The sequence below is a fragment of the Vibrio sp. JCM 18905 genome, from assembly GCF_055393305.1.
Map to the genome: position 1 here is coordinate 667239 of NZ_AP043879.1, position 22441 is coordinate 689679.

The 22441-nt window shown below is 45.7% G+C and carries 21 protein-coding genes; 13 read left to right on the top strand and 8 right to left on the bottom strand.

The features are described 5' to 3' along the window. Positions 1 to 114 precede the first annotated feature (114 nt). The 5 genes from ribBA to pgpA all read left to right on the top strand — a co-directional run bounded on the left by ribBA (position 115) and on the right by pgpA (position 3972). Positions 115 to 1224 carry a bifunctional 3,4-dihydroxy-2-butanone-4-phosphate synthase/GTP cyclohydrolase II gene (gene ribBA / locus ACZ5ZC_RS11250; protein ID WP_005381573.1) on the top strand — a complete coding sequence of 370 codons (1110 nt, stop codon included), beginning with the start codon at positions 115 to 117 and terminating at the stop codon, positions 1222 to 1224. Positions 1225 to 1393: 169 nt separating this feature from the next. Continuing rightward, positions 1394 to 1864 carry a 6,7-dimethyl-8-ribityllumazine synthase gene (ribH, locus tag ACZ5ZC_RS11255; RefSeq protein ID WP_005381572.1) on the top strand — a complete coding sequence of 157 codons (471 nt, stop codon included), beginning with the start codon at positions 1394 to 1396 and terminating at the stop codon, positions 1862 to 1864. Continuing rightward, positions 1864 to 2331 (top strand): transcription antitermination factor NusB, encoded by a 468-nt coding sequence (gene nusB / locus ACZ5ZC_RS11260; protein WP_005381571.1) that lies wholly within the window; start codon positions 1864 to 1866, stop codon positions 2329 to 2331. Before ribH ends, nusB begins: the two co-directional genes overlap by 1 nt. 78 nt (positions 2332 to 2409) lie before the next feature. Further along, the gene (thiL, locus tag ACZ5ZC_RS11265; protein WP_253658727.1) at positions 2410 to 3375 is read left to right on the top strand and encodes a thiamine-phosphate kinase; all 966 of its coding nucleotides are present in this window, start codon (positions 2410 to 2412) and stop codon (positions 3373 to 3375) included. 90 nt (positions 3376 to 3465) lie between these two features. Beyond that, positions 3466 to 3972 (top strand): phosphatidylglycerophosphatase A, encoded by a 507-nt coding sequence (gene pgpA / locus ACZ5ZC_RS11270; RefSeq protein ID WP_150916388.1) that lies wholly within the window; start codon positions 3466 to 3468, stop codon positions 3970 to 3972. Between the two features lie 46 nt (positions 3973 to 4018). Here the strand turns inward: pgpA and dxs are convergent, their stop codons facing one another. From dxs to xseB, 3 genes are read right to left on the bottom strand one after another with little or no spacing between them, the layout of a single operon-like run. Beyond that, positions 4019 to 5884 (bottom strand): 1-deoxy-D-xylulose-5-phosphate synthase, encoded by a 1866-nt coding sequence (dxs, locus tag ACZ5ZC_RS11275; protein ID WP_048626092.1) that lies wholly within the window; start codon positions 5882 to 5884, stop codon positions 4019 to 4021. Positions 5885 to 5904: 20 nt separating this feature from the next. After that, positions 5905 to 6789 carry a (2E,6E)-farnesyl diphosphate synthase gene (ispA, locus tag ACZ5ZC_RS11280; protein ID WP_054867896.1) on the bottom strand — a complete coding sequence of 295 codons (885 nt, stop codon included), beginning with the start codon at positions 6787 to 6789 and terminating at the stop codon, positions 5905 to 5907. Positions 6790 to 6810: 21 nt separating this feature from the next. Further along, positions 6811 to 7053, bottom strand: coding sequence for an exodeoxyribonuclease VII small subunit (gene xseB / locus ACZ5ZC_RS11285; RefSeq protein WP_005381566.1), 243 nt, complete (start codon positions 7051 to 7053; stop codon positions 6811 to 6813). Positions 7054 to 7316: 263 nt separating this feature from the next. Between xseB and pomA the strand changes: the two genes are divergently transcribed. The 7 genes from pomA (at position 7317) to rlmM (ending at position 14212) form a co-directional block, all read left to right on the top strand. Next, positions 7317 to 8078 (top strand): flagellar motor protein PomA, encoded by a 762-nt coding sequence (gene pomA / locus ACZ5ZC_RS11290; RefSeq protein WP_005381564.1) that lies wholly within the window; start codon positions 7317 to 7319, stop codon positions 8076 to 8078. Positions 8079 to 8092: 14 nt separating this feature from the next. Then, positions 8093 to 9040, top strand: coding sequence for a flagellar motor protein MotB (locus tag ACZ5ZC_RS11295; RefSeq protein ID WP_006741833.1), 948 nt, complete (start codon positions 8093 to 8095; stop codon positions 9038 to 9040). A 211-nt stretch (positions 9041 to 9251) separates the two neighbouring features. After that, the gene (gene thiI, locus ACZ5ZC_RS11300) at positions 9252 to 10700 is read left to right on the top strand and encodes a tRNA uracil 4-sulfurtransferase ThiI (RefSeq protein WP_031780206.1); all 1449 of its coding nucleotides are present in this window, start codon (positions 9252 to 9254) and stop codon (positions 10698 to 10700) included. 511 nt (positions 10701 to 11211) lie between these two features. Next, a complete protein-coding gene (locus ACZ5ZC_RS11305; protein WP_005391378.1) occupies positions 11212 to 12132 on the top strand; it encodes a transcriptional regulator GcvA in 921 nt (306 codons plus the stop codon). Next, the gene (locus ACZ5ZC_RS11310) at positions 12113 to 12736 is read left to right on the top strand and encodes an alpha/beta fold hydrolase (RefSeq protein ID WP_065645098.1); all 624 of its coding nucleotides are present in this window, start codon (positions 12113 to 12115) and stop codon (positions 12734 to 12736) included. Before ACZ5ZC_RS11305 ends, ACZ5ZC_RS11310 begins: the two co-directional genes overlap by 20 nt. Next, complete coding sequence (locus ACZ5ZC_RS11315; protein ID WP_005391376.1) at positions 12726 to 13124, top strand: DUF423 domain-containing protein; 399 nt, start codon at positions 12726 to 12728, stop codon at positions 13122 to 13124. The genes ACZ5ZC_RS11310 and ACZ5ZC_RS11315 overlap by 11 nt, the downstream gene beginning before the upstream one ends. Further along, a complete protein-coding gene (gene rlmM, locus ACZ5ZC_RS11320) occupies positions 13121 to 14212 on the top strand; it encodes a 23S rRNA (cytidine(2498)-2'-O)-methyltransferase RlmM (RefSeq protein WP_005391375.1) in 1092 nt (363 codons plus the stop codon). The genes ACZ5ZC_RS11315 and rlmM overlap by 4 nt, the downstream gene beginning before the upstream one ends. 108 nt (positions 14213 to 14320) lie before the next feature. Here the strand turns inward: rlmM and xni are convergent, their stop codons facing one another. The 5 genes from xni to queF form a co-directional block, all read right to left on the bottom strand. Further along, the gene (xni, locus tag ACZ5ZC_RS11325) at positions 14321 to 15103 is read right to left on the bottom strand and encodes a flap endonuclease Xni (RefSeq protein WP_114323816.1); all 783 of its coding nucleotides are present in this window, start codon (positions 15101 to 15103) and stop codon (positions 14321 to 14323) included. A gap of 58 nt (positions 15104 to 15161) precedes the next feature. Further along, the gene (gene ppnN / locus ACZ5ZC_RS11330; protein ID WP_005391372.1) at positions 15162 to 16538 is read right to left on the bottom strand and encodes a nucleotide 5'-monophosphate nucleosidase PpnN; all 1377 of its coding nucleotides are present in this window, start codon (positions 16536 to 16538) and stop codon (positions 15162 to 15164) included. A gap of 290 nt (positions 16539 to 16828) precedes the next feature. Further along, positions 16829 to 18394: a GGDEF domain-containing protein gene (locus tag ACZ5ZC_RS11335; RefSeq protein ID WP_464931928.1), complete on the bottom strand. Its 1566-nt coding sequence runs from the start codon at positions 18392 to 18394 to the stop codon at positions 16829 to 16831. Between the two features lie 98 nt (positions 18395 to 18492). After that, entirely contained in the window at positions 18493 to 20775 is a 2283-nt protein-coding gene (locus tag ACZ5ZC_RS11340; protein WP_005391368.1) for a tetratricopeptide repeat protein, read from the bottom strand. 165 nt (positions 20776 to 20940) lie between these two features. After that, positions 20941 to 21786: an NADPH-dependent 7-cyano-7-deazaguanine reductase QueF gene (gene queF, locus ACZ5ZC_RS11345; RefSeq protein WP_006743208.1), complete on the bottom strand. Its 846-nt coding sequence runs from the start codon at positions 21784 to 21786 to the stop codon at positions 20941 to 20943. Positions 21787 to 21894: 108 nt separating this feature from the next. Here queF and syd point away from each other — a divergent pair, with 108 nt between their 5' ends. Beyond that, the gene (syd, locus tag ACZ5ZC_RS11350; protein ID WP_054867901.1) at positions 21895 to 22440 is read left to right on the top strand and encodes a SecY-interacting protein; all 546 of its coding nucleotides are present in this window, start codon (positions 21895 to 21897) and stop codon (positions 22438 to 22440) included. The last annotated feature ends 1 nt before the right edge of the window (position 22441 follow it).

Sequence of the window (22441 nt, forward strand, 5' to 3'; positions counted from 1 at the left end):
ATTCATTGACTTGCTTGGTGCAAAGCTCAAACTATTGACCTAACTAGCATTCACTGCAACATGATTTTTCATTGCTGTCGCAATAACAAATTTAGAATAACGGGATAACAGACTATGCCAATCAGTACGCCACAAGAAATTATTGATGATATTCGCGCAGGCAAAATGGTCATCCTAATGGATGATGAAGACCGCGAGAATGAAGGTGACTTGATCATGGCTGCCGAGCATATTACGCCGGAAGCCATCAACTTTATGGCAACCTATGGCCGTGGCTTGATTTGTTTAACCATGACCAAAGATCGTTGCGAAAGCCTAGGTCTGCCACCAATGGTGCAAGACAATAATGCGCAATACACAACCAACTTTACCGTTTCTATTGAGGCGGCAGAAGGGGTAACGACGGGTATTTCAGCCGCGGATCGCGCACGTACGGTTCAAGCGGCAGTCGCGCCAAACGCCAAAGCTGCGGATTTGGTGCAGCCTGGTCATATCTTCCCGCTCGCGGCCCAAGATGGCGGTGTACTGACTCGCGCAGGTCACACTGAAGCTGGCTGTGATTTGGCTCGCCTTGCTGGTTTAGAGCCAGCATCGGTTATTGTTGAGATCTTAAATGACGACGGCACCATGGCTCGTCGCCCTGATCTAGAGATCTTTGCAGAGAAGCACGGTATTAAATTGGGCACTATTGCCGACCTAATTGAGTACCGCAATAACACTGAGACAACGATTGAACGTGTGGCAGAGTGCAAGTTACCGACGGAGTTTGGCGAGTTCACGTTAGTCACGTACAAGGACACCATTGATAACCAAGTGCACTACGCAATGTGCAAGGGCGATTTGAAAGAAAAAGCGCCACTGGTTCGCGTACATCTTCAAGACGTTTTTACCGACTTACTACGTAGCGATCGTAATGCAGAGCGCAGCTGGACACTAGATAAGGCAATGAAACGCATTGGTGAAGAAGGCGGTGTGCTGGTTGTTCTTGGCCATGAAGAATCGACTGATCTACTTATTCATCGCGTGAAGATGTTTGAAGCGCAAGACAAAGGTGAAGCCCCAACGCTTGCTAAGAAACAGGGCACGTCTCGCCGTGTTGGTGTGGGTTCACAGATTCTTGCGGATCTCGGTGTACATGATATGCGCCTTCTGTCATCGACCAACAAAAAGTACCACGCATTAGGTGGTTTTGGTCTGAACGTGGTTGAGTACGTCTGCGAGTAACAACCGAACAATAAGTTCCTAGTCTTTTACGCACTCAACTCGTCAATGGCTAGGAACCGGTGATTTGCCTCCAATTTCCATTAGATATTGCTCACAAATTTGTGCTAGAATCCGGCGATTCTCACTTGATGAACATATTTCACTTATAAATAGAGTTAAAGGAAAGCTTATGAAAGTGATCGAGGGTGGCTTCCCAGCGCCAAATGCAAAAATTGCTATCGTTATTTCTCGTTTCAACAGTTTTATTAACGAAAGCCTACTTTCTGGTGCGATCGATACACTAAAGCGTCACGGACAAGTAAGCGAAGACAACATCACGGTTGTGCGTTGTCCAGGTGCCGTAGAACTACCTCTAGTAGCTCAGCGTGTTGCTAAAACTGGCAAATTCGACGCTATTGTTTCTCTAGGGTCTGTTATTCGCGGTGGAACGCCTCACTTTGACTATGTTTGTAGTGAAATGAACAAAGGTCTAGCACAAGTGTCTATGGAATTCAGCATTCCAGTAGCATTTGGTGTTTTGACTGTTGATACGATCGATCAAGCGATTGAACGCGCAGGAACCAAGGCTGGTAATAAAGGTGCAGAGGCTGCACTAAGCGCACTTGAAATGATTAATGTACTATCTGAAATTGATTCCTAATGGGGGCCAGTGTGAAACCAGCCGCACGTCGTAACGCACGTCAATTCGCTCTACAGGCGATCTACTCATGGCAAATTACTAAAGAGAATGTTGCCAAGATTGAAGAACAGTTTTTGTCTGGCGACAAATACGATGAAGAAGAACTTCATGCATCTGAGCCAGCGCTTGCTGCTCCAGAAACAGACGTAGCTTACTTCCGTGAACTACTAAGCGGTGTTGTACTTAGCCACGCTGAGCTAGATAGCAAAATTCGTCCATACATCTCTCGTCCTATGCAGGATTTAGATATGATGGAACTTGCTCTTCTTCGCCTTGCTATGTACGAGATGACTCGTCGCGAAGATGTTCCTTACAAAGTTGTTATCAATGAAGCGATTGAACTTGCAAAAGTCTTCGCAGCAGAAGATAGCCACAAGTTTGTGAACGGTGTACTTGATAAAGCAGCACCTCACATTCGTAAGAAATAACGATTTCTTCAATGAAAAGGTCAGCACATGCTGACCTTTTTTGTATCAAAAGCTTTTACATCAAAAAGTAAGTGAATTATGTCTGGTGAATTTAATCTGATAGACAAATACTTCGTCGATCGTCAGAGCCAACGTAAAGATGTCCACCTAGCGGCTGGTGATGACTGCGCACTCGTCAAAGCGCCGGCTAATGTTCAGATTGCGATTAGTACGGATACATTGGTGGCGGGAACGCATTTCTTAGCCGATGCGAACCCCGCATGGGTAGCGCACAAAGCATTGGCTTCTAACATCAGTGATTTAGCAGCGATGGGAGCAACGCCAGCGTGGGTGAGCTTTGCATTAACGATGCCCGAGCCAGATGAAGAATGGCTTGCACCTTTCTGTGATGCATTTTTCGAATTGGCTGATTACTATGGTATTCAGTTAATTGGCGGTGATACCACAAAAGGGCCATTGTGTCTGACTCTGACGGTGCAAGGTTTTGTGCCTGAAGGTAAAGCTCTCACACGTTCCGGAGCAAAGTCAGGGGACTGGGTGTACGTAACGGGGAACCTTGGCGATGCAAAAGCTGGCTTGGATGTGATTCTAGATGGCTCTCTACGCAGCAGAGCTGGCGCGGAAGCACTAGAGCGCGCTCATTACCTTAGTTCGCCTCGTGTGCTAGCTGGTCAGGCTCTGGTTGGCTTAGCCTCGTCGGCGATTGATATCTCAGATGGTTTAATCTCTGATATTAAGCACATTTTACAGCGATCTCAGGTTGGGGTGAGTATTGATGTCTCTCAGCTACCGATCTCTTCAGAATTAGTCCAGTTTTTAGATGATAAGATCAGCGCGCAGCAGTATGCTTTAGCAAGTGGCGAAGAGTACGAGTTGTGTTTTACCGTGCCGGAGCAAAATCGAGGCTCGCTACAAAGCGCTTTATCTCATACTGGCTGTAAGGTCACATGTATTGGTCAAATTCGACCAAATGGAACCTTCGAGCTGCATGATAACAATCAACCACTTGATTGGGACTTAAGTGGCTTCGACCACTTTAAATGATCTGAGCTAAGCTCTAGCCAGAGCCTGTTACTATTGAGCAACTCGCAGGCATGACGATTGAAACCAAACTAGCAGTATAGGTTTAAGGATATGACCAACCCTCTTTCTCTGATTTCATTAAAGAACCCGTGGCATCTATTGGCGACGGGTTTTGGCAGTGGATTATCCCCGTTTATCCCAGGAACAATGGGGACACTGGCGGCCGTGCCCTTCTTTTTGTTGTTGGCGCAATTGCCATTTACGGCGTATGTCATTGTTGTTCTGATTTCGTGTGTGATCGGCATTCAAATCTGCCAAGTGACGTCTGCAGACATGAAAGTACATGATCATGGTTCAATCGTATGGGATGAATTTGCGGGTTTTTGGATTACGATGAGCATCGTTCCTGCGCTAAATATTCCGTTGACCGAGTGGAAGTGGTTGCTCACTGGTTTCATCTTGTTCCGTTTTTTCGACATGGTAAAACCGTGGCCAATTGGGTGGCTAGATAAGCGAGTTCACGGTGGGCTGGGTATTATGGTTGATGATATCGTGGCGGGAATTATGGCCGGTGTTGCCCTGTTTCTAGTCGCAAAATACGCAGGCTGGATGAATTAAACGTTGGACATAAAAAAGGGATGCCATGAGCATCCCTTTTTAAATTCTATTTTGCTAAATAATCCAAGATGGATTGTTCAATCCCTTTTGCATCGAGACCAAGCTCTTCATGCAGTTCATCTTGTGTTCCCTGATGAATAAACTCATCTGGTAAACCTAGGTTCAACACAGGTTTAATGATTTTATCTTTCATCATGAACTCAACGACACCAGCACCTGCACCACCTGCGATAACATTTTCTTCTAACGTCACGAGCACATCATGATCTGCGGCTAATTGACGAATTAATGCTTCATCGAGCGGCTTCACAAAGCGCATATCAGCAACAGTGGCGTTAAGGTATTCTGCCGCTTCTAGCGCGTTACCCAAGAAAGTACCAAAGTTCAGAATAGCAACTTTTTCACCTTGGCGAACCATTCGTCCTTTACCGATTTCTAAAGCCGTAAACTCAGTTTCGATTTCTACGCCCATCCCGCTACCGCGAGGGTATCGAACCGCACTAGGGCCAGTATGTTTATGGCCAGTGTAAAGCATTTGTCGACATTCGTTTTCGTCACTTGGCGCCATGATCACCATGTTCGGAATACAGCGCATAAAGCTTAGATCGAATGCGCCTTGGTGAGTTTGGCCGTCAGCACCAACGAGACCTGCACGATCGATAGCGAACATTACTGGTAAATCCATGATCGCGATATCGTGGATCAGTTGGTCATAACCACGTTGCAAGAAAGTCGAATAGATAGCTACGATTGGATGATCGCCAGCAATTGCCATACCTGTTGCAAGTGTCACAGCGTGTTGCTCAGCAATCGCCACGTCAAAGTATTGGTCTGGATATTCTTTTGAGAAACGTACCATACCAGAGCCTTCGCGCATTGCTGGCGTAATTGCCATTAGCTTAGGATCTTGGGCCGCCATATCACATAAAAAGTCACCAAAGATCTTTGAGTAAGTTGGCTTACCGCCACTGCTTTTCGGTAGACAGTTATGCGTTGGATCGAATTTAGGAACACCGTGGTAGCCGATAGGATCTTTCTCGGCAGGCTCATAACCTTTGCCTTTCTTGGTCATGATGTGCAGGAATTGAGGGCCTTTGAGCTCACGCATGTTTTTTAGCGTTTTGACGAGTTCATTGACGTCGTGTCCATCAATCGGGCCAATGTAATTAAAGCCGAACTCTTCAAACAGAGTGCCTGGCACTACCATGCCTTTTAGGTGCTCTTCCGTACGGCGAACCAACTCTTTAATAGGTGGAACACCAGACAACACTTTTTTACCGCCTTCACGGATAGAAGTGTACAAGCTGCCAGAAAGTACTTTCGCAAGGTGGTTATTCAGGGCGCCGACGTTTTCTGAAATAGACATTTCGTTGTCGTTCAAAATCACCAACATATCAGGATGAACGTCGCCAGCGTGGTTCATAGCTTCGAATGCCATGCCGGCTGTAATTGCGCCATCACCAATCACACTGACGATTTTACGACCTTTGCCTTCTTTTTGTGCGCTGATGGCCATGCCAAGACCTGCACTAATAGATGTCGAAGAGTGACCGACAGATAAGGTGTCATATTCACTTTCTTCACGCCAAGGGAAAGGGTGTAGACCATCCTTTTGGCGAATTGTTGGCATTTTATCGCGACGTCCGGTGAGGATTTTATGCGGGTAAGCCTGATGACCAACATCCCAGATCAGTTTGTCGATAGGGGTGTTGTAAACATAATGCAGAGCGACAGTTAGCTCCACGGTGCCTAAGCCAGACGCTAAGTGTCCGCTTGATTGGCTCACTGAATTTAGCAGATACGTTCGCAGTTCATCACACAGATTTGGTAATGTTTCTTTCGGAAGGAGACGTAATTCTTCCGGTGTATTTGCTAACGCCAGTGTTGGGTACTTTGAAATATCAAGAGTCATATAAATGCGCGCTTATAGTGTTAATTTTTGCGCTCGATGACATATCGGGCGAACTCTTCGAGTAACTGAGTATTGTATGGGATAGCTTCCAATGCTTGAAGTGCTTCCTGTAACAGAGTGTGAGCTTTCTCTATGGCTCCCTCTAAACCCAGCAGGGAAGGATAAGTGCTCTTATTCAGACCTTGGTCGGAACCTTGAGGCTTACCCAGTGTTTCTGTGTCACTGATGATATCAAGAATATCGTCTTGAACCTGAAACGCCAAACCAATTGCTTTTGAGTAGCGCTCCAAGTGAGGTAGAACCTCGATACCTTTCTCACCAGCAGCTAATGCACCTAATTTTACCGCACAATCAATCAGAGCTCCGGTTTTTTTACGGTGTATCTCTTCCATTTCTTCAAGAGAAACTTGGCGATTTTCTGCGCCTAAATCTAAGGCTTGTCCAACACACATGCCGTTGGCGCCAGAAGAATGCGCCAACGCTTTGATCATGTTGATGCGTTGAGTCTCGGCTGTCGGGTTTAATTGACCATCGGCAATAATGGTGAAGGCGAGAGTTTGTAGTGCATCACCTGTCAGTATTGCGGTTGCTTCATCAAACTTAATATGACAAGTTGGTTGACCTCGACGCAGCTCATCATCGTCCATGGCTGGCAGATCATCATGAATGAGTGAGTAGGCATGTATACATTCGATAGCAGCGGCAGGAGTGTCTAAGTCTTCTGGTTTACAGCCGAGCATTTGACCTGTGATGTAAACAAGAAAAGGGCGAACGCGTTTTCCACCTAGCAAAAGGCCGTATTTCATTGCTTGAATCAATGGCTGCTCTTGATATGGAAGCTGATCGAGCCACAAGTTCAATTGCTGATTGTTTCTTTGTTGAAAAGACGTCAATGTCTGTTGCATCACATTGCTCACTACTGATGGTTATTCTGAATCTGGTTTGAAGTCACTCAGTGGTGCTTCATCATCTTCGCTGAGAAGAATACTTACGCGCTGTTCGGCGTCGCTAAGTTTAGTTTGGCCAGCACGAGCTAAGGCAATGCCTCGTTCAAACTTACGTAGAGCATCATCTAGGGCAAGATCGCCATTTTCTAATTGATCAACCAAGCTATCAAGCTCTTCAATGGTTGCTTCGAAGGTCATGTTTTCTGGTTTCTTGACCGCCATCTTTTTTCTGCCTTAATCAAGCCTTGGAGAAGATGCACGAAAGTTACCTTAGCCTAGTAACTTGGTCAAATTTAACCTTATATAATTGTCACAAAATTAGCGTTAAACGAGCCTAAGCGCTGAAACCCCATATTTTGGTTAAGGTTGTTAAGTCTAATTTGTGATCCATTAGCTAAGATTTTTCTAAAAATTCTGCGCGAGTTGTCGATACAGGTAATAATCCGCCCAATGGCAGTATTTGAGTATAGCGTGAGGAGTGCTTTGTGGATTTAGCAACCCTATTAGGTTTGATTGGTGGTTTTGCATTCGTCATTATGGCGATGGTGCTTGGTGGCAGCATCGGCATGTTTGTCGATGTCACGTCGATCCTTATTGTCGTTGGTGGCTCAATATTTGTAGTACTGATGAAGTTCACAATGGGACAGTTCTTTGGTGCAACAAAGATCGCAGGCAAAGCCTTCATGTTTAAAGCGGATGAACCGGAAGACTTGATCGCAAAAATTGTGGAAATGGCCGATGCGGCACGTAAAGGTGGTTTTCTTGCTCTTGAAGAGATGGAAATTAATAACACTTTTATGCAAAAAGGCATTGATTTGCTTGTTGATGGCCATGATGCCGACGTGGTAAGAGCGGCCTTAAAAAAAGACATTGCGCTTACGGATGAACGACATACTCAAGGCACTGGCGTATTTCGCGCCTTTGGTGACGTTGCCCCTGCAATGGGGATGATTGGTACCTTGGTTGGCTTAGTCGCAATGCTTTCGAACATGGATGATCCAAAAGCGATTGGACCAGCAATGGCGGTTGCACTCTTAACCACATTGTATGGCGCGATCCTGTCCAACATGGTGTTTTTCCCTATTGCGGATAAGCTTTCTCTGCGCCGTGATCAAGAAACGCTAAACCGCCGTTTGATCATGGATGGTGTATTAGCGATTCAAGATGGTCAAAACCCGCGAGTGATTGATAGCTACTTGAAGAACTACCTCAACGAAGGTAAACGTGCTCTTGAGATTGACGAGTAACTTGGAGAGTAGTGATGGATGATGAAGATAACAAATGCGATTGTCCGCCACCTGGTCTCCCGTTATGGATGGGGACATTCGCGGACTTAATGTCGTTACTGATGTGTTTCTTTGTTCTTCTGCTCTCGTTTTCTGAGATGGACGTGCTGAAGTTCAAACAGATCGCGGGATCAATGAAATTTGCCTTCGGTGTACAAAATCAACTTGAAGTGAAAGACATTCCCAAAGGTACCAGCATCATTGCTCAAGAGTTTCGACCGGGCCGACCAGAACCAACGCCGATTGATGTCATCATGCAGCAAACCATGGACATCACTCAGCAGACGCTCGAATTTCATGAAGGGGAGTCTGACCGAGCTGGTGGCACAAAGCGTGATGAAGGCAAGTTAACGGGGGGCCAATCGCCAGAAACGTCAACGCAAAACAATCAATCTGCAGAAGCGGACATGCAACAGCAGCAATCTGAAGAGATGTCGCAAGAGATGGAAACCTTGATGGAAAGCATCAAGAAAGCCTTAGAGCGAGAGATTGAACAAGGTGCCATTGAAGTTGAAAATCTTGGCCAACAGATTGTTATACGCATGCGTGAAAAAGGTGCATTCCCTGAAGGTTCGGCCTTCTTGCAGCCTAAATTCCGCCCTTTAGTTCGACAAATTGCAGAGTTAGTAAAAGACGTGCCAGGCATTGTGCGAGTATCTGGTCATACGGACAACCGACCGTTAGACTCAGAGCTTTATCGTTCTAACTGGGATCTCTCCTCTCAGCGCGCCGTATCGGTTGCACAAGAGATGGAGAAGGTGAGAGGCTTCTCTCATCAACGTTTGAGAGTGCGAGGCATGGCAGATACTGAACCATTGTTGCCGAATGATTCTGATGAAAATCGCGCGCTTAACCGGCGGGTTGAAATCAGCATCATGCAAGGCGAGCCACTATACAGTGAAGAAGTGCCTGTAATTCAATAACTAGACTTTGGTTTTAAGTCAGTAGAGAGATAAGAAAGCGAGCAGATTGCTCGCTTTTTTTGTTTTTCCAATCCGCTTGGGTGTATAATCTTGCGCCTTAAAAGTGAGCTCAGACTACTTTTTGTGACTGAAACGCGGTTTTACTGCGTATGAAGTATTGAAGTTGAGTGTCACTCTTTGTTGATTGCGAAACTAACCTGCGAATTAGACTATGAAATTTATTGTAAAGCCCCATCCAGAAATTTTTGTAAAAAGTGAATCTGTGCGTAAGCGCTTCACAAAGATTTTAGAGTGCAACATTCGTAACATCATTAAGAGCCGCACGGAATCTGTCGCGGTATTCAACCGTCGTGATCACATTGAAGTGACCTCTGAGAGTAACGAATTCCACGCTGAAGTTCTTGAGGTTTTGACTCATACACCAGGCATTCACCACGTACTGGAAGTGAAGCAGACCGAATTTAAAGATTTGCACGATATCTTCGAACAAGTACTGGAGCTAAATCGCTCTGCACTCGAAAATAAAACCTTTGTTGTACGTGCGAAGCGTCGCGGTAAGCACGACTTTACCTCTATCGAACTAGAGCGTTATGTCGGCGGTGGTTTAAACCAAGCTATTGAGAGCGCAAGAGTTAAGCTGCAAAACCCAGACGTGACGATCAAGGTGGAAGTCTCGAATGATAAGCTAAACCAAGTGCTGGCTCGTCATAAAGGTTTAGGCGGCTTTCCACTGGGCACGCAAGAAGACGTGTTGAGCTTGATCTCTGGTGGTTTTGACTCTGGTGTTTCTAGCTATCTGCACATCAAACGTGGCTCAAAAGTACACTACTGTTTCTTTAACCTAGGTGGTCCAGCGCACGAAATCGGCGTTAAGCAGGTTTCTCACTACCTATGGAACAAATACGGCTCTTCAGCAAAAGTACGTTTCATCTCAGTTGATTTCGAACCTGTGGTTGCGGAAATCCTAGAGAAAGTCGATGACGGCCAAATGGGGGTTATCTTGAAGCGTATGTTCATGCGTGCAGCAGGCATGATCGCTCAGAAGATGAAGATCGAAGCATTGGTGACTGGCGAAGCGCTCGGTCAGGTATCGAGCCAAACGCTAACTAACCTCCGCCATATCGATAACGTAACGGACACGTTGATTCTGCGCCCACTTATCAACTGGGATAAAGAAGACATCATTAACCTAGCACGCGAAATCGGCACAGAAGACTTTGCGAAGACTATGCCAGAGTATTGTGGTGTTATTTCTAAGAAGCCGACAGTAAAAGCGATTAAAGCGAAGCTAGAAGCGGAAGAAGAGAAGTTTGACTTTAGCATTCTTGAGCAAGTAGTTCGTGATGCACGCATGATGGACATTCGTGATATCGCGAAAGAGTCTGAGCAAGCAGCACCAGAAGTCGAGCAGGTTGAAGCGGTAGAAGAGCACGCGGTTGTGCTAGATATTCGTAGTCCTGAAGAGGAAGACGATAACCCGCTCGAAATCGAAGGTGTGGATGTGAAACATATCCCATTCTACAAGTTGGGTACACAGTTTGGTGATTTAGACCAATCTAAGACATATCTATTGTACTGTGACCGTGGGGTGATGAGCCGTCTACAAGCACTTTACTTGCAAGAGCAAGGCTTCAATAACGTAAAAGTTTACCGCCCATAGTTGACTGATAAAAAGACGTTAAAAGGCGCAAATTGAGACATCAATTTGCGCCTTTTTTGTTTTTGATCGCGTTACAGCTAATCATTACTTAGCATAATGTTGAGGCTTATCGCAAAGCCATACACTTTGTGTTGATATAACGATAATTAATCCGAAAGAAGAGTAATAAAGTGATGTTGCTGCCAGATATGCGGATGAGATTTTCGATAGATAAAAAAACACCGCCTAATTTAGGCGGTGTAACAAATTTGACAGACAGGTCAAAAATAAATACAGGAAGTATATGTTTTGTCACAGGGAGTGTGGACAAAACATTATGGTAGAAATCTACCTAACTCGAAATACGAGTTTGCAAACACAACATCGCAACAACGAAGCCAATTGATTTCCAAAGAAATCAAGCCGTTCAGGCTCGTGTTACGGGGTGAAATATAGAATTTATCTGGCTGTTCGACAACGGACATTTTATAATGTTTCAGATTAAAAAAACTAATCCTATTTGAGGTCCCATATGTCTCGCAGATTGCCTCCATTAAATTCGCTTCGAGTCTTCGAAGCGGCTGCTCGTCATCTCAGTTTTACGCGAGCGGCAGAAGAGTTGTTTGTTACTCAAGCCGCGGTCAGTCACCAGATTAAAGCACTCGAAGAGTTCTTATCGTTGAAGCTCTTTCGTCGCCGTAATCGTTCGCTATTGTTGACAGAAGAAGGACAAAGTTACTTTCTCGACATCAAAGATATTTTCACCTCGATTGCCGAGGCGACAGATAAGGTATTGGAACGTAGTGAAAAAGGGGCATTGACGATCAGTCTACCGCCGAGTTTTGCTATCCAATGGTTGGTGCCTCGTTTGGCCGATTTTAATGCTCAAGAGCCAGATATCGATGTACGTATTAAAGCTGTGGATATGGATGAAGGTTCACTGACTGATGATGTAGATGTGGCTATCTACTATGGCCGTGGGAATTGGCCGGGTTTGCGAGCGGATAAATTGTACCAAGAGTTTCTGATCCCACTTTGTTCACCTTCGTTACTTTTAGGCAACAAACCATTAGAATCTCTAAGTGACCTCAAATTACACACTTTGTTACATGATACTTCGCGTAAAGACTGGAAGCAGTTTGCGCGTCATTACAACATCGAAGGTATCAATGTAAACCACGGTCCTATTTTCAGTCACTCGACGATGGTGCTACAGGCTGCTGCGCATGGTCAGGGGGTTGCGCTTGGTAACAACGTACTCGCCAAGCCAGAAATGGAAGCTGGACGACTCATCGCGCCATTCGACGAGGTGTTGATCTCCAAGAATGCATTCTACGTGGTGTGTCATGAACAGCAGGCAGATATGGGCCGAATCGCAACGTTTAGAGACTGGATGTTAGCGACCGCGAGAAAAGAGCAAGAGGAAGTACTAGATGAGCCAATGGATAGTTGAGGGACCTGAAAGCGGTCCTCTATTTATCTTTGCCCATGGCGCTGGAGCGGGGATGGAACATGATTTCATGGCCGCCGTTGCCAAAGGATTAGTTGAGCAAGGAATTCGCGTGGTGCGATTTAACTTCCCGTATATGATTAAGCGAGCGGAAGATGGGAAAAAGCGTCCACCAGATCGTGCGCCAAAGCTGCTTGAAGCCTATGAAGAAGTGATTGCTCACTTTACCTCTCAACCTATTGTCATTGGTGGTAAGTCAATGGGTGGCCGCATGTCGAGTTTACTGGCTGAAAATGAGCTGGTGGCGGGCATTGCCTGTTTAGGGTTTCCATTTCACCCACCGGGAAAGCCAGAAAAGTTCAAAGGCGATCACTTAGCGAATATCGAGAAACCTACGCTGATTCTGCAAGGGGAGCGAGACACCTTTGGTAAGCGTGAGGAGTTCGATGACTTTGTCCTTTCATCACAAGTCAAGGTGAGTTTTTTACCCGATGGTGACCACAGCTTTAAACCGCGCAAGAGCTCAGGCCATACCGAGGCGGGTAACATCGAGCTCGCGGTAGAGCAGTTAGCGGCGTTTATCAAAGAGGTGTACCGTGAAAAGTAAGTGGTTACTCTCATTTTCTGGTCTGTCTGGGCTGGTTTCTGTCGCTTTAGGTGCCTTTGCTGCACATGGGTTAAAAGCTCAGCTGGCTCCGTATTTGCTTGGCGTATTTGAGACCGGAGTGTTGTACCAATTTATTCACACGCTGGCGATTGTGTTTTGTGCGGTTTTATTGCTATTGAATTTGGGACAAAAAGCACAAAAATATTTTTTCATTGCAGCGATTTGCTTTATCATCGGCATCTTTTGTTTTAGCGGCAGTCTTTACGCGCTGGCGCTGACAGGCATTAAGTGGTTTGGGCCCATTACTCCAATGGGAGGATTACTGTTCATGATTGGTTGGTGTCTGTTCTTTTTTGCTGCGTTCAATATCAAAGAGGTCTCCAAGTGAAACAACTAATGCTCTATTGCCGTTCTGGCTTTGAGAAAGAGTGTGCTGGTGAAATTCAGGACAAAGCGACACAGTTGGAAGTGTATGGCTTCCCTCGTGTGAAGAGAAACTCAGGTTATGTTGTCTTCGAGTGTTACCAAGATGGAGATGCGGACAAACTTGCTAGAGGTTTGGACTTTAAGTCGTTAATCTTCGCTCGCCAAATGTTTGCGGTAGCGGCTGAGTTTCAATCGCTGCCAAGTGATGACCGCATTAGCCCAATTTTGAATGAGCTAGCAGACATTGAAGCGTTTCCTCGCTGTGGGGATTTGAGAATTGAAACTCCGGATACGAATGAAGCGAAAGAGCTACTGAAATTCTGCCGTAAATTTACTGTCCCAATGCGTCAAGCGTTGCGCGGTAAAGGTTTAATGTTGAACAAAGACAACGCGAAGAAGCCAGTACTGCACATTTGTTTTGTGGAGCCTGGCCACTGTTATGTCGGTTATTCTTACACAGACAATAACTCTCAGTTCTTCATGGGTATTCCTCGCCTTAAGTTCCCAGCAGACGCCCCAAGTCGTTCAACGCTTAAACTGGAAGAAGCATTTCACGTCTTTATTCCACGTGAAGAGTGGGATGAGCGTTTAGCTCCAGGAATGTGGGGGGTCGATTTAGGGGCATGTCCAGGCGGTTGGACGTACCAATTGGTGAAGCGCTCGATGTTCGTTCACTGTGTCGATAACGGCATGATGGCAGACAGCTTGATGGAAACCGGCCAGATCAAGCATCATATGGTGGATGGTTTTAAATTCGAACCAGACCGTAAGAACGTAACATGGATTGTTTGTGACATGGTAGAAAAGCCAGCTCGTGTTGCTCACCTTATGGGCCAGTGGCTGTTAAAAGGTTGGGCGAAAGAGGCAATCTTTAACCTTAAGCTGCCAATGAAAGGCCGCTATGACGAGGTGCTGCAAGACCTTGAAAACCTGAAGCAGTTCCTGATTGATAATAAGGTAAAGTTCAGACTACAAGCTAAGCATTTGTATCATGATCGTGAAGAAATCACGATTCATATCCAGTGTCTATCGAACATTTCACCGTACTAATTTTATCTCCGAGTCATTTGGGGATAGTCCCGAGAATAGAAAAAAGCGCCTTCAAATGGCGCTTTTTTATTGTCTGAGAGCTTTATGGTTTGAAACCATCATCAGACACTATTCCGCTTTATTTGGTCCTGTAAAGCGAATGTCCTGTAAGTTAAAGCCGAGTTCAATGTCGCACTTTAAAGCCGCGACGCGTTTACATAGGCGTGCAGACTCAATGTGCTCGTCTAATTTTTTACGGTATTTCGGTGCGAGGTCTTCACTGGCGTAGGCTGCTTCAATATTCTCAAACTGAGTAAGAATCTCTTTCGCCGCTTTTGGTCCAATGCCCGGAACCCCCGGCACTTGGCTAGAGCTGATCCCCGTTAACCCCCAATAATCGGCCAGTTGGCTCGGTTTTACGCCGAACTCTTTTTCGATAAACGGTTCATCTAACCAACGATGTTGGAAGTAATCACGGATCTGTAGGGTAGGAGAAAGCAGCTGACAGTAGCCTTTATCCGTAGAAACGATGGTGACTTTTTCACCATGACTGGCCACTTTAGTCGCGAGAGTCGCAACCAAGTCGTCCGCTTCATCGCCTTCAGAAAGCAATGAATCAATACCTTGTTCCCACCATGCTTGCTGAATCGCATCTAGACCTAGCATCAGTGGTTCCGGCATTGGTTTTCGATTTTGCTTATAGTCTGGGAGAATCTCAGCTCGCCACCCTCTGTCTTGTTCATGGTGATCGAAAACCGCGATGATGTGTGTCGGGTTGGCTTCTGACAGAATGCGAGTGAGGGTTCTTTGTGTCGTGGTGATGGTTCTTGCTATGTCGGTTGGATCCGGTTGTGCAGAGTGCACACGGCGGATCAGGTTTAGGGCATCAATAATAACAAGATGAATAGACATAATGACTTAGCAATAAAAAAGGGGCGTAATGCCCCTAGTGTAACGAATGCTAGCCTGACTATCGACCACCAATTTCTGGGTGAGCGATGCGATAACACGGTTCGTAGTCTGACCCGCCAGGTAATTTCATTCGGTGTTGTTCGACAAAGTCTTGTAGTAACTTATCGAGCTTTTTCATTAGCACAGGATCACCGTGAATGGTGAAAGGGCCTCGACGTTCGATTTCTCGAATGCCTTCGGCTTTTACGTTACCAGCCACGATACCGGAGAAGGCTTGACGCAGGTTGGCCGCTAAGACTTGAGGTTCTTGATCTAAGCTTAAATCCAATTGCTCCATCGACTCATGAGTTGGATCGAATGGTAACTGGAAGTTAGGCTCGATTTTTAATGACCAGTTAAAGCTATAAGCATCGCCTTTTTCTTTTCGGTGAAGGCGTACAGAGTCCATTGAGCGCTTCATGATACGTGCCACTTCTGCCGGATCGTCAATGACGATCTCGTAATGCTTTTGACCTTCTTCGCCAAGTGTATCGCGAACAAACTCGTCGATAGAGCGGAAGTACTCTTCACTCTCTTTTGGTCCTGTTAACACGATAGGCATTGGCTGATCGGCGTTGTCTGGGTGCATCATAATGCCAAGAATATACAGCAACTCTTCTGCAGTGCCCGGACCACCAGGGAAAATCACAATGCCATGCGCCATACGTACAAAGGCTTCCAAACGCTTTTCGATGTCCGGCATGATAACCAGCTCATTCACTATTGGGTTTGGTGGCTCGGCTGCAATAATCGAAGGCTCGGTTAAACCAAGATAACGTTGCTGAGTATAACGCTGCTTCGCATGTCCGATAGCGGCACCTTTCATTGGCCCTTCCATCGCACCAGGACCACAACCCGTGCAGATATTAAGTTCACGCAAGCCAAGCTCGTTACCGACTTCACGTGTGTATTGATATTCCACGCCATTGATAGAGTGACCACCCCAACACACGACGAGGTTTGGCTCGATACCTGGTGTGAGTGCTCTGGCATTACGCAGAATACCGAACACGAGGTTAGTGATGTGAATTGGGTTCGTCAGGTTGAGTCGTTGTGCGTCTGCTAAATGCATATTGACATAAACGATATCGCGTAACACGGAGAACAGATGCTCTTGGATACCTTTAATTATCTCGCCATCGACAAAGGCGTGCTCAGGTGGGTTAGTCAGCTCAAGCTTAATACCACGCTCGCGGCGCACTACGTTGACATCAAACGACTGGTGTTTATCGAGCAGCTCTTTCGAGTTATCGGTATGACTGCCGGAGTTCAACACCGCTAACGTGCAGTTGCGGTACAGTTGATAAAGTTCACTCGAGGCCGTGTTTTTTAAGCGCTCTACTTCTAATTGAGATAGCAAGTCCATGCTACCAGCGGGGCTTATATGGGTAATCATAACGCCTCCTTGTGTTGCATTATTTTGAGGGAAAGTACCAACTCACCTTTTTGGGTTATACGTATGGTTTGATGAAAGGCAGTTGGCCGATTTGGTTTTATGGTTATTGACTCCCAAGCAACCTCAAGATGGTACATTCGCGTTCTGTAAATGCATCATCTTGAAGTGACTTGGGTTTTTACAGCTTAGCAGACTGAAAGGGAAGAAATGTGATAACTCGTTGAAAATGGGTGGTTATAAAGCGTAAATTGCGCCAATTCTGGTTTGTTTGTTCGCTTTTTGTACGAAATCTAGCTCCAGTTAAGCTGATTTGTTCCACGTTTTTTAGCGTCCGCAAGCATCTTGCCGAGTCGATCGAGTACATACTCTGGCGTATCGGACTCTTTAAAAGAGGTCGACACAGCCGCTAGGGTGATCATGATATTTTGCTCACGGAACTTAAATGGTAATTGGCTAATATCACGCTGGATATGTTTAATGAGATCCAGTGTGTATTCTTCAGATTGTTCTGGAACGAGTAAAATAAACTCTTCGCCACCAAAGCGAGCTACCATTTCAGTTTCTGATACGCGTTTATTAATGGTGCGAGCTATGATCTTCAACGCTTTATCACCAGCCGTATAGCCATAGCTGTCATTCACCGCTTTGAAGTTATCAACGTCAAACAACACTACACGCAGATTCTGTTGAGAGCGAATCCAACGCCGATACTCTAGCTCTAGTCGATCATTAAATGCGGTGCGGTTATAGACTTTAGTCAGAGGGTCTAGCAACATGCGCTGAGCTTGGTCATCTAAGCGTCGACGATGATCTTGGGTGGTTTCAAACACGGCTTCGAGCTGGTTCTTACTGTAATTCAAACGCTCTTGCAGCGCTTGTTCTCGTTCTTCCGTCATTTTAAGTCGCTCTGTCAGCGACGCCATTTTCGCAAGTAACGGGGCGACTTCTTTTTTTACATCCGCTAGATCTTGAGCTTGGTCGAGCGATAGTTGACTCAATTCAACCAGACTGTTCATTTCTGTGTTGAGCTCTTGGCGGTGCTCAAAGTAGGTATGATGTTGGTCGACGTTCTGATGAACGGTTTTTAGGTTACTTGCGAGAGAAGTGTTCAACTGATCAAGGAATTGGCTAGACGCTTCGCGCTCGAATTTTGTTGCTTCGACAACCAATTTCAGCGTTGAGAGCGTAAGCTCAATGAGAGATTCTGCACTCACGCCAAGAAGCAGCTTAGCCCGAATATCGAGCAATCGATCTCCCGTTTCTCCCTCAAAATCCAGCTCGGTGATGGTATGTTGTAGATCGCTGGCTAAGCACTCAAGTTGAGACTTATCAGGATTATTCTCAAACTCACTGAGATGCAAACGCGAGTTGGAAGTGATGATTTTCAGAGCGCGTTCGTAAATGCTCAGTAGCTTAGTGGCTTGATCGGCTTTATTGCTGGCATGAGCTTCTGAGAAACTCATTAAGTTCCGTAGTTCACGTTTTAACTGCGCAGGTAACCCTGTGACACGTTGGAGTGTTTCACCACTGTGTTTGATTTGTTCGTCTAAGTAGCCGTTCTGTTTGTCCATCGTCTTCGACTGCTGTTTGAGCATTCTCTCTAATACCGCTAAACGTGGGATAAGAGTACTGATATCTTTTTGATGTTGCAGCTCTTGTTGGATTTCAAACAGGTAATTGGATACCTGGGTATTCGAACCCTGGCAAGCTGAAGACAATGATGCCACAACGCGTTTAAGAACTTGTTGTTCACGTTTGAATTTGAGTGAAGTATCACGATGTGTCAGTCTGAGTTGGTCAAGTTGACAACTCAGCTGATGAAGCTGCGACTGAATATCGGATTCCAAGATTCCCATGAAGTGACTACGGTTAAGTCCATGTACTACTGACAATTATCCGATAATAACAAAAAACGTTATAGCGTCATTAGTTATTATGTCTAACAGGCGTTTAATTATCCATTTTTTAATATTTTCTTGATGTCGTCCTCATTCTTGTAGGACGAATGGATCTTAATCAGGCCTTGGCTAATGGCATGCTGACAGGCGGTTCTTATGTTACCCGTTGCAAAGCTCGCGGCGGGCGCGTTATCGATGGCTTTCAAGAAAACCCAGTGGCTTTGCTTATCCTTCAAGCTGACTTCTCGCGCAATGTGAGTCGCAAGCAGCAATAGATCGAGTAATTCCTCGTCGTTAATTGCAGTGTAGGCTCGTGGTAAGAACGGATAATCGCTGATACCCATGCGAATAATACGGTTGACGTTGTGCTGCTGAGCGAACTCATCTACCCAAGTCTGGAATTTCTCGAACATGACTTCGGCAGAAGCATCACGGTCAGCGTTCGGTTCTATGTAGAGTAGGTTTGCATCGGAGAAATGGTAAAGACGCGACGGTTTTTCTATTTTTTCCGCAAGGAAGTCGCCAAATGCACGTTCTAGTTCCAGACCAGCCTTATAGCCGTTATGGACGTACATGCTTCGTAGGAATGGCAAGTCGATCATGACAAAGCGCAGGCGATCGTTAAGTGGCTCGTGGATCAATTCGCCCATTTGCCATTGCTCGAAAGTTTCGCTCGACTTTTTCAATGAGCGAGACAGCTTAACGTTCAGCATACGCAAGTTACGCAAACGGGAACGAGAGTGAGTGAAGAGATCATTGCGCAGTTTTTCGATTTCACTTGCTTGGCGCTGCATGATCACGCCGCGGCGCATAATGAACAAAAACATCACCAACACAGTAATAAACAATGCGAATGAGATTTTCTGGAATTTGCGGTGTTCCCTTTCCACTTGCTCAAGGCGTTCCGATTGACCAATATAGTGGATGGTTTGTTCAGCAAACTCTTTTTGTTGGCGGAATGCATCCTCACTGATTTGGTTGAGCTGTTTTTGCTCTAAACGCACAAGGTTGGTGTATTTCTTATAAGCCTGCAGAGAAAGTTGGTATTCGCCTGCCTGCTCGTAACCAAGCCCGAGTAAGCGGTAAGACTGCTGCTTAATGAAGTTGTTATTTTCAGGTGACTTTTCAGCAAGTGCTAACGCCAGCTTTGCATTGGTAATGACGTTTTTACTGTCGTTTTGATGATAAGCCAGGCCTGACTGAAGCAATGCTGCCTTTGCTTCAAGCTTAGGAATGTCAGTGTATTCTAAAAGCTCTTTAGATCGGTCTAGGTATTGTTCTGCTAGCGCGTAATTGTAGAGTTGCAGATAGGTAGCCGCCAAGCTTAAGCGAATCTTAATGATCCGATTAATGTTCTTACTGGTGCTTTCATGGTCCAGCACGTTGAAGTAGTGCACCAAGGCAAGGTTAAACTTGCCTTGGTAAAAATAAATGTCACCCATTTGCTCAAGGACATCCGCTAGGATGGGAGAGCTAGGGTAGGAGTCATAGAAGTCTGCGGCTTGAGATAAGTATTCGATCGCTTTGTCGTAAACTCGGCGCTCTTGGAAGAGCCTCGCCAACAGGCGATTAACTTTTGCTAACCTTGCGCCACTGTCACTCTCAATAGATTGCCAATAACCGTAAAGCAGTTCCGACAAAGCCAAATTGTATTTCTTGCTATTCAGATAAAACTCGCCGACGGCTGTGTAATAGTCGATCAAGGCTAAGTCAGATCGGCTGTCTTCAAGCATAGTTTTGGCTTGAGAATACAAACTTTCCGCTTTAATCAGATCGCCACTATGTGAAGCGAGGAGCGCTCTTTGCATTACTAATCGATAGCGAACGCTGTCGGTACGTTGCAATACCGCATCAGCTTCATCGAGTTGCTGCTCAATTTGGTTAAGCGTGTCTTCCGCTTTTGAGTAGTTTTTGTCGTACATCCAAATCATTTGGTTGCGCATCAGCTGGAGATCTAAATCCATGTACGGCAATTGATATTCTTGCGCTAAGCGCTCGGCTTTGTTTAGGTGTTCGATAGCTGAACGAACGTTACCCATGGCGTAGTCTGCCTGAGCGATAATCTTGTGTGCTTCGATGGTGCTGCTTGGTGTGCGAACGCTACGATCGGTCTCGTCACGAGACATCGCAGAAGGGCTGTCACTCTCTTTGCGTTCCGTTAGCTCACGTTGTGACAAGTAGTTGGTTGCCGCTTGTTTTGCTTGTGATGGCTCTATTTCCGCCAATTGTTGTGCTTCGTTGAGTAACGCGGACGATAAAATAGTCGCATGAAGCGGCTGTACAAACAGCAAGCAAAGAAAGCCAATCAACTTGAATAGACGCGAACTGTCCCAAAACATCCTTTCGTTCCCTCGAACTGTTTTTAGATATGGCGGATAACGGTAAAAGACCTCAACAAGCCCCTTAAATGCAGGTTGAAGCCATTTGATATAGTAACATGCTTGGAGAATAAAAACGTCCGGTAACCCTTTAGATTACCGAACTTATTTCTGTCACTAACGCGATTACTGACGAGCCATGCGGTGGTTGTGATCTGGCTTGTCTTGTTCCGTAGAGCGGTACGGGTTGATGTCCAAGCCACCACGGCGTGTGTAGCGGGCGAATACGGTCAGTTTGTTTGGTTGGCAGTATTTCATTAGATCCGTAAAAATACGCTCAACACACTGTTCGTGAAATTCGTTGTGCTCGCGGAAAGATACCAAGTAACGCAGCAGTTTCTCGCGATCTATTTTCGCACCTTGGTAGCGAATTTCTACACTGCCCCAGTCGGGTTGATTGGTGATCAAACAGTTTGACTTCAATAGGTGGCTATGTAGGATTTCTTCCACTTGCTCTTCACCTGCAGCGCCTTCAAGCAAATCGGCATCAAAATCGTAACTGGTGATGTCAATGTCTTGGTCATCAATGCACTCGCCTTCCATTGTCACAATAGGTTGATTGGTGTAATGAGTAACCGGGTTCACCTCGACCAACACCTTTTCACCGGCACATTCAGATAGGTCTTGCGTTAAACGCTCTTCAACTTCTTCCCAGCTTGAAAAACGGGTTTGGTTGTAGCTGTTTAAGTACAGTTTGAAAGACTTCGACTCAATCAAGTTTGCACTGGTGGCTGGAATGTATACTTCGCCAACGGCCACTTGTGGTAAGCCTTTACTATTTAACCAAGATAGCTCGTACAGCGTCCAAATGTCGTGGCCCATAAAAGGAAGGCTGTCGCCTAACTGAAGGTCATCTCGGTTTAGGCTACGAGGAACTGGTTGCAGCAAGCTTGGGTCGTATTGGTTCGCATACTCGGTCTTTTTACCTAGTGTTAGGCCAGCAAGCTCTTTAGCGTCAGAATATTTGCTCATACTTTGTGGTCGTTTTCGATTAGAATGGCGAGAATTTTACTGAATCCGCTGGTCAATTGCCATCCGGCAAACACGGCTATCTGATAAATAAGGAATGAGGAGACCTTCATGACCCAAAACGTTACTCAGGCGCTACAAGAGTTCAGCCTGCGCTACCAACAAGCTTGGCAAGCTAAATATAATGAGTTGCCAAGCAGTGAAGAGCTTGCAGATCTTGTTTCTCCTTGTGTCGAAGAGAAGCGTGATGGAAAGGTGCTTTGGAAAGCGGTCGCACGTGATGAAATGGCCGATTTCACTAATGTGGAAAATGCGATTGAGTTGTCACTGCAAGATGATGTAAAAGCCTTTTATGGTTCTCAATACAGCGCTGATATGGAGGCAACTTGGCAAGGTAATTCGTTGACGCTGCTGCAAGTGTGGAGCGATGATGATTTTGTGCGCCTACAAGAAAATCTTCTTGGTCATTTGGTGACGCAACGTCGCCTGAAACTTAAACCAACGGTATTTATCGCGGCGACAGATGAGGAAATGGATGTAATCTCTATTTGTAACCTCACTGGTAATGTGATTTTAGAGCGTTTAGGTACGTCTAAACGCGATGTGCTGGCGGATTCATTGGCTGAGTTCTTGAGCAAGTTAGAGGCCGCTGTCTAAA

What these genes read in the sequence shown, in the direction of transcription:
- ACZ5ZC_RS11310 (WP_065645098.1), top strand. Translation starts at nt 12,113, where the DNA reads ATGAGCCAATGGATAGTTGAGGGACCTGAAAGCGGTCCTCTATTTATC.
- ACZ5ZC_RS11295 (WP_006741833.1), top strand. Translation starts at nt 8,093, where the DNA reads ATGGATGATGAAGATAACAAATGCGATTGTCCGCCACCTGGTCTCCCG.
- ACZ5ZC_RS11305 (WP_005391378.1), top strand. Translation starts at nt 11,212, where the DNA reads ATGTCTCGCAGATTGCCTCCATTAAATTCGCTTCGAGTCTTCGAAGCG.
- ribH (WP_005381572.1), top strand. Translation starts at nt 1,394, where the DNA reads ATGAAAGTGATCGAGGGTGGCTTCCCAGCGCCAAATGCAAAAATTGCT.
- xni (WP_114323816.1), bottom strand. Translation starts at nt 15,103, where the DNA reads ATGTCTATTCATCTTGTTATTATTGATGCCCTAAACCTGATCCGCCGT.
- thiI (WP_031780206.1), top strand. Translation starts at nt 9,252, where the DNA reads ATGAAATTTATTGTAAAGCCCCATCCAGAAATTTTTGTAAAAAGTGAA.
- pgpA (WP_150916388.1), top strand. Translation starts at nt 3,466, where the DNA reads ATGACCAACCCTCTTTCTCTGATTTCATTAAAGAACCCGTGGCATCTA.
- dxs (WP_048626092.1), bottom strand. Translation starts at nt 5,884, where the DNA reads ATGACTCTTGATATTTCAAAGTACCCAACACTGGCGTTAGCAAATACA.
- syd (WP_054867901.1), top strand. Translation starts at nt 21,895, where the DNA reads ATGACCCAAAACGTTACTCAGGCGCTACAAGAGTTCAGCCTGCGCTAC.
- thiL (WP_253658727.1), top strand. Translation starts at nt 2,410, where the DNA reads ATGTCTGGTGAATTTAATCTGATAGACAAATACTTCGTCGATCGTCAG.
- xseB (WP_005381566.1), bottom strand. Translation starts at nt 7,053, where the DNA reads ATGGCGGTCAAGAAACCAGAAAACATGACCTTCGAAGCAACCATTGAA.
- ACZ5ZC_RS11340 (WP_005391368.1), bottom strand. Translation starts at nt 20,775, where the DNA reads ATGTTTTGGGACAGTTCGCGTCTATTCAAGTTGATTGGCTTTCTTTGC.
- nusB (WP_005381571.1), top strand. Translation starts at nt 1,864, where the DNA reads ATGGGGGCCAGTGTGAAACCAGCCGCACGTCGTAACGCACGTCAATTC.
- queF (WP_006743208.1), bottom strand. Translation starts at nt 21,786, where the DNA reads ATGAGCAAATATTCTGACGCTAAAGAGCTTGCTGGCCTAACACTAGGT.
- ispA (WP_054867896.1), bottom strand. Translation starts at nt 6,789, where the DNA reads ATGCAACAGACATTGACGTCTTTTCAACAAAGAAACAATCAGCAATTG.
- ribBA (WP_005381573.1), top strand. Translation starts at nt 115, where the DNA reads ATGCCAATCAGTACGCCACAAGAAATTATTGATGATATTCGCGCAGGC.
- ACZ5ZC_RS11335 (WP_464931928.1), bottom strand. Translation starts at nt 18,394, where the DNA reads ATGGGAATCTTGGAATCCGATATTCAGTCGCAGCTTCATCAGCTGAGT.
- ppnN (WP_005391372.1), bottom strand. Translation starts at nt 16,538, where the DNA reads ATGATTACCCATATAAGCCCCGCTGGTAGCATGGACTTGCTATCTCAA.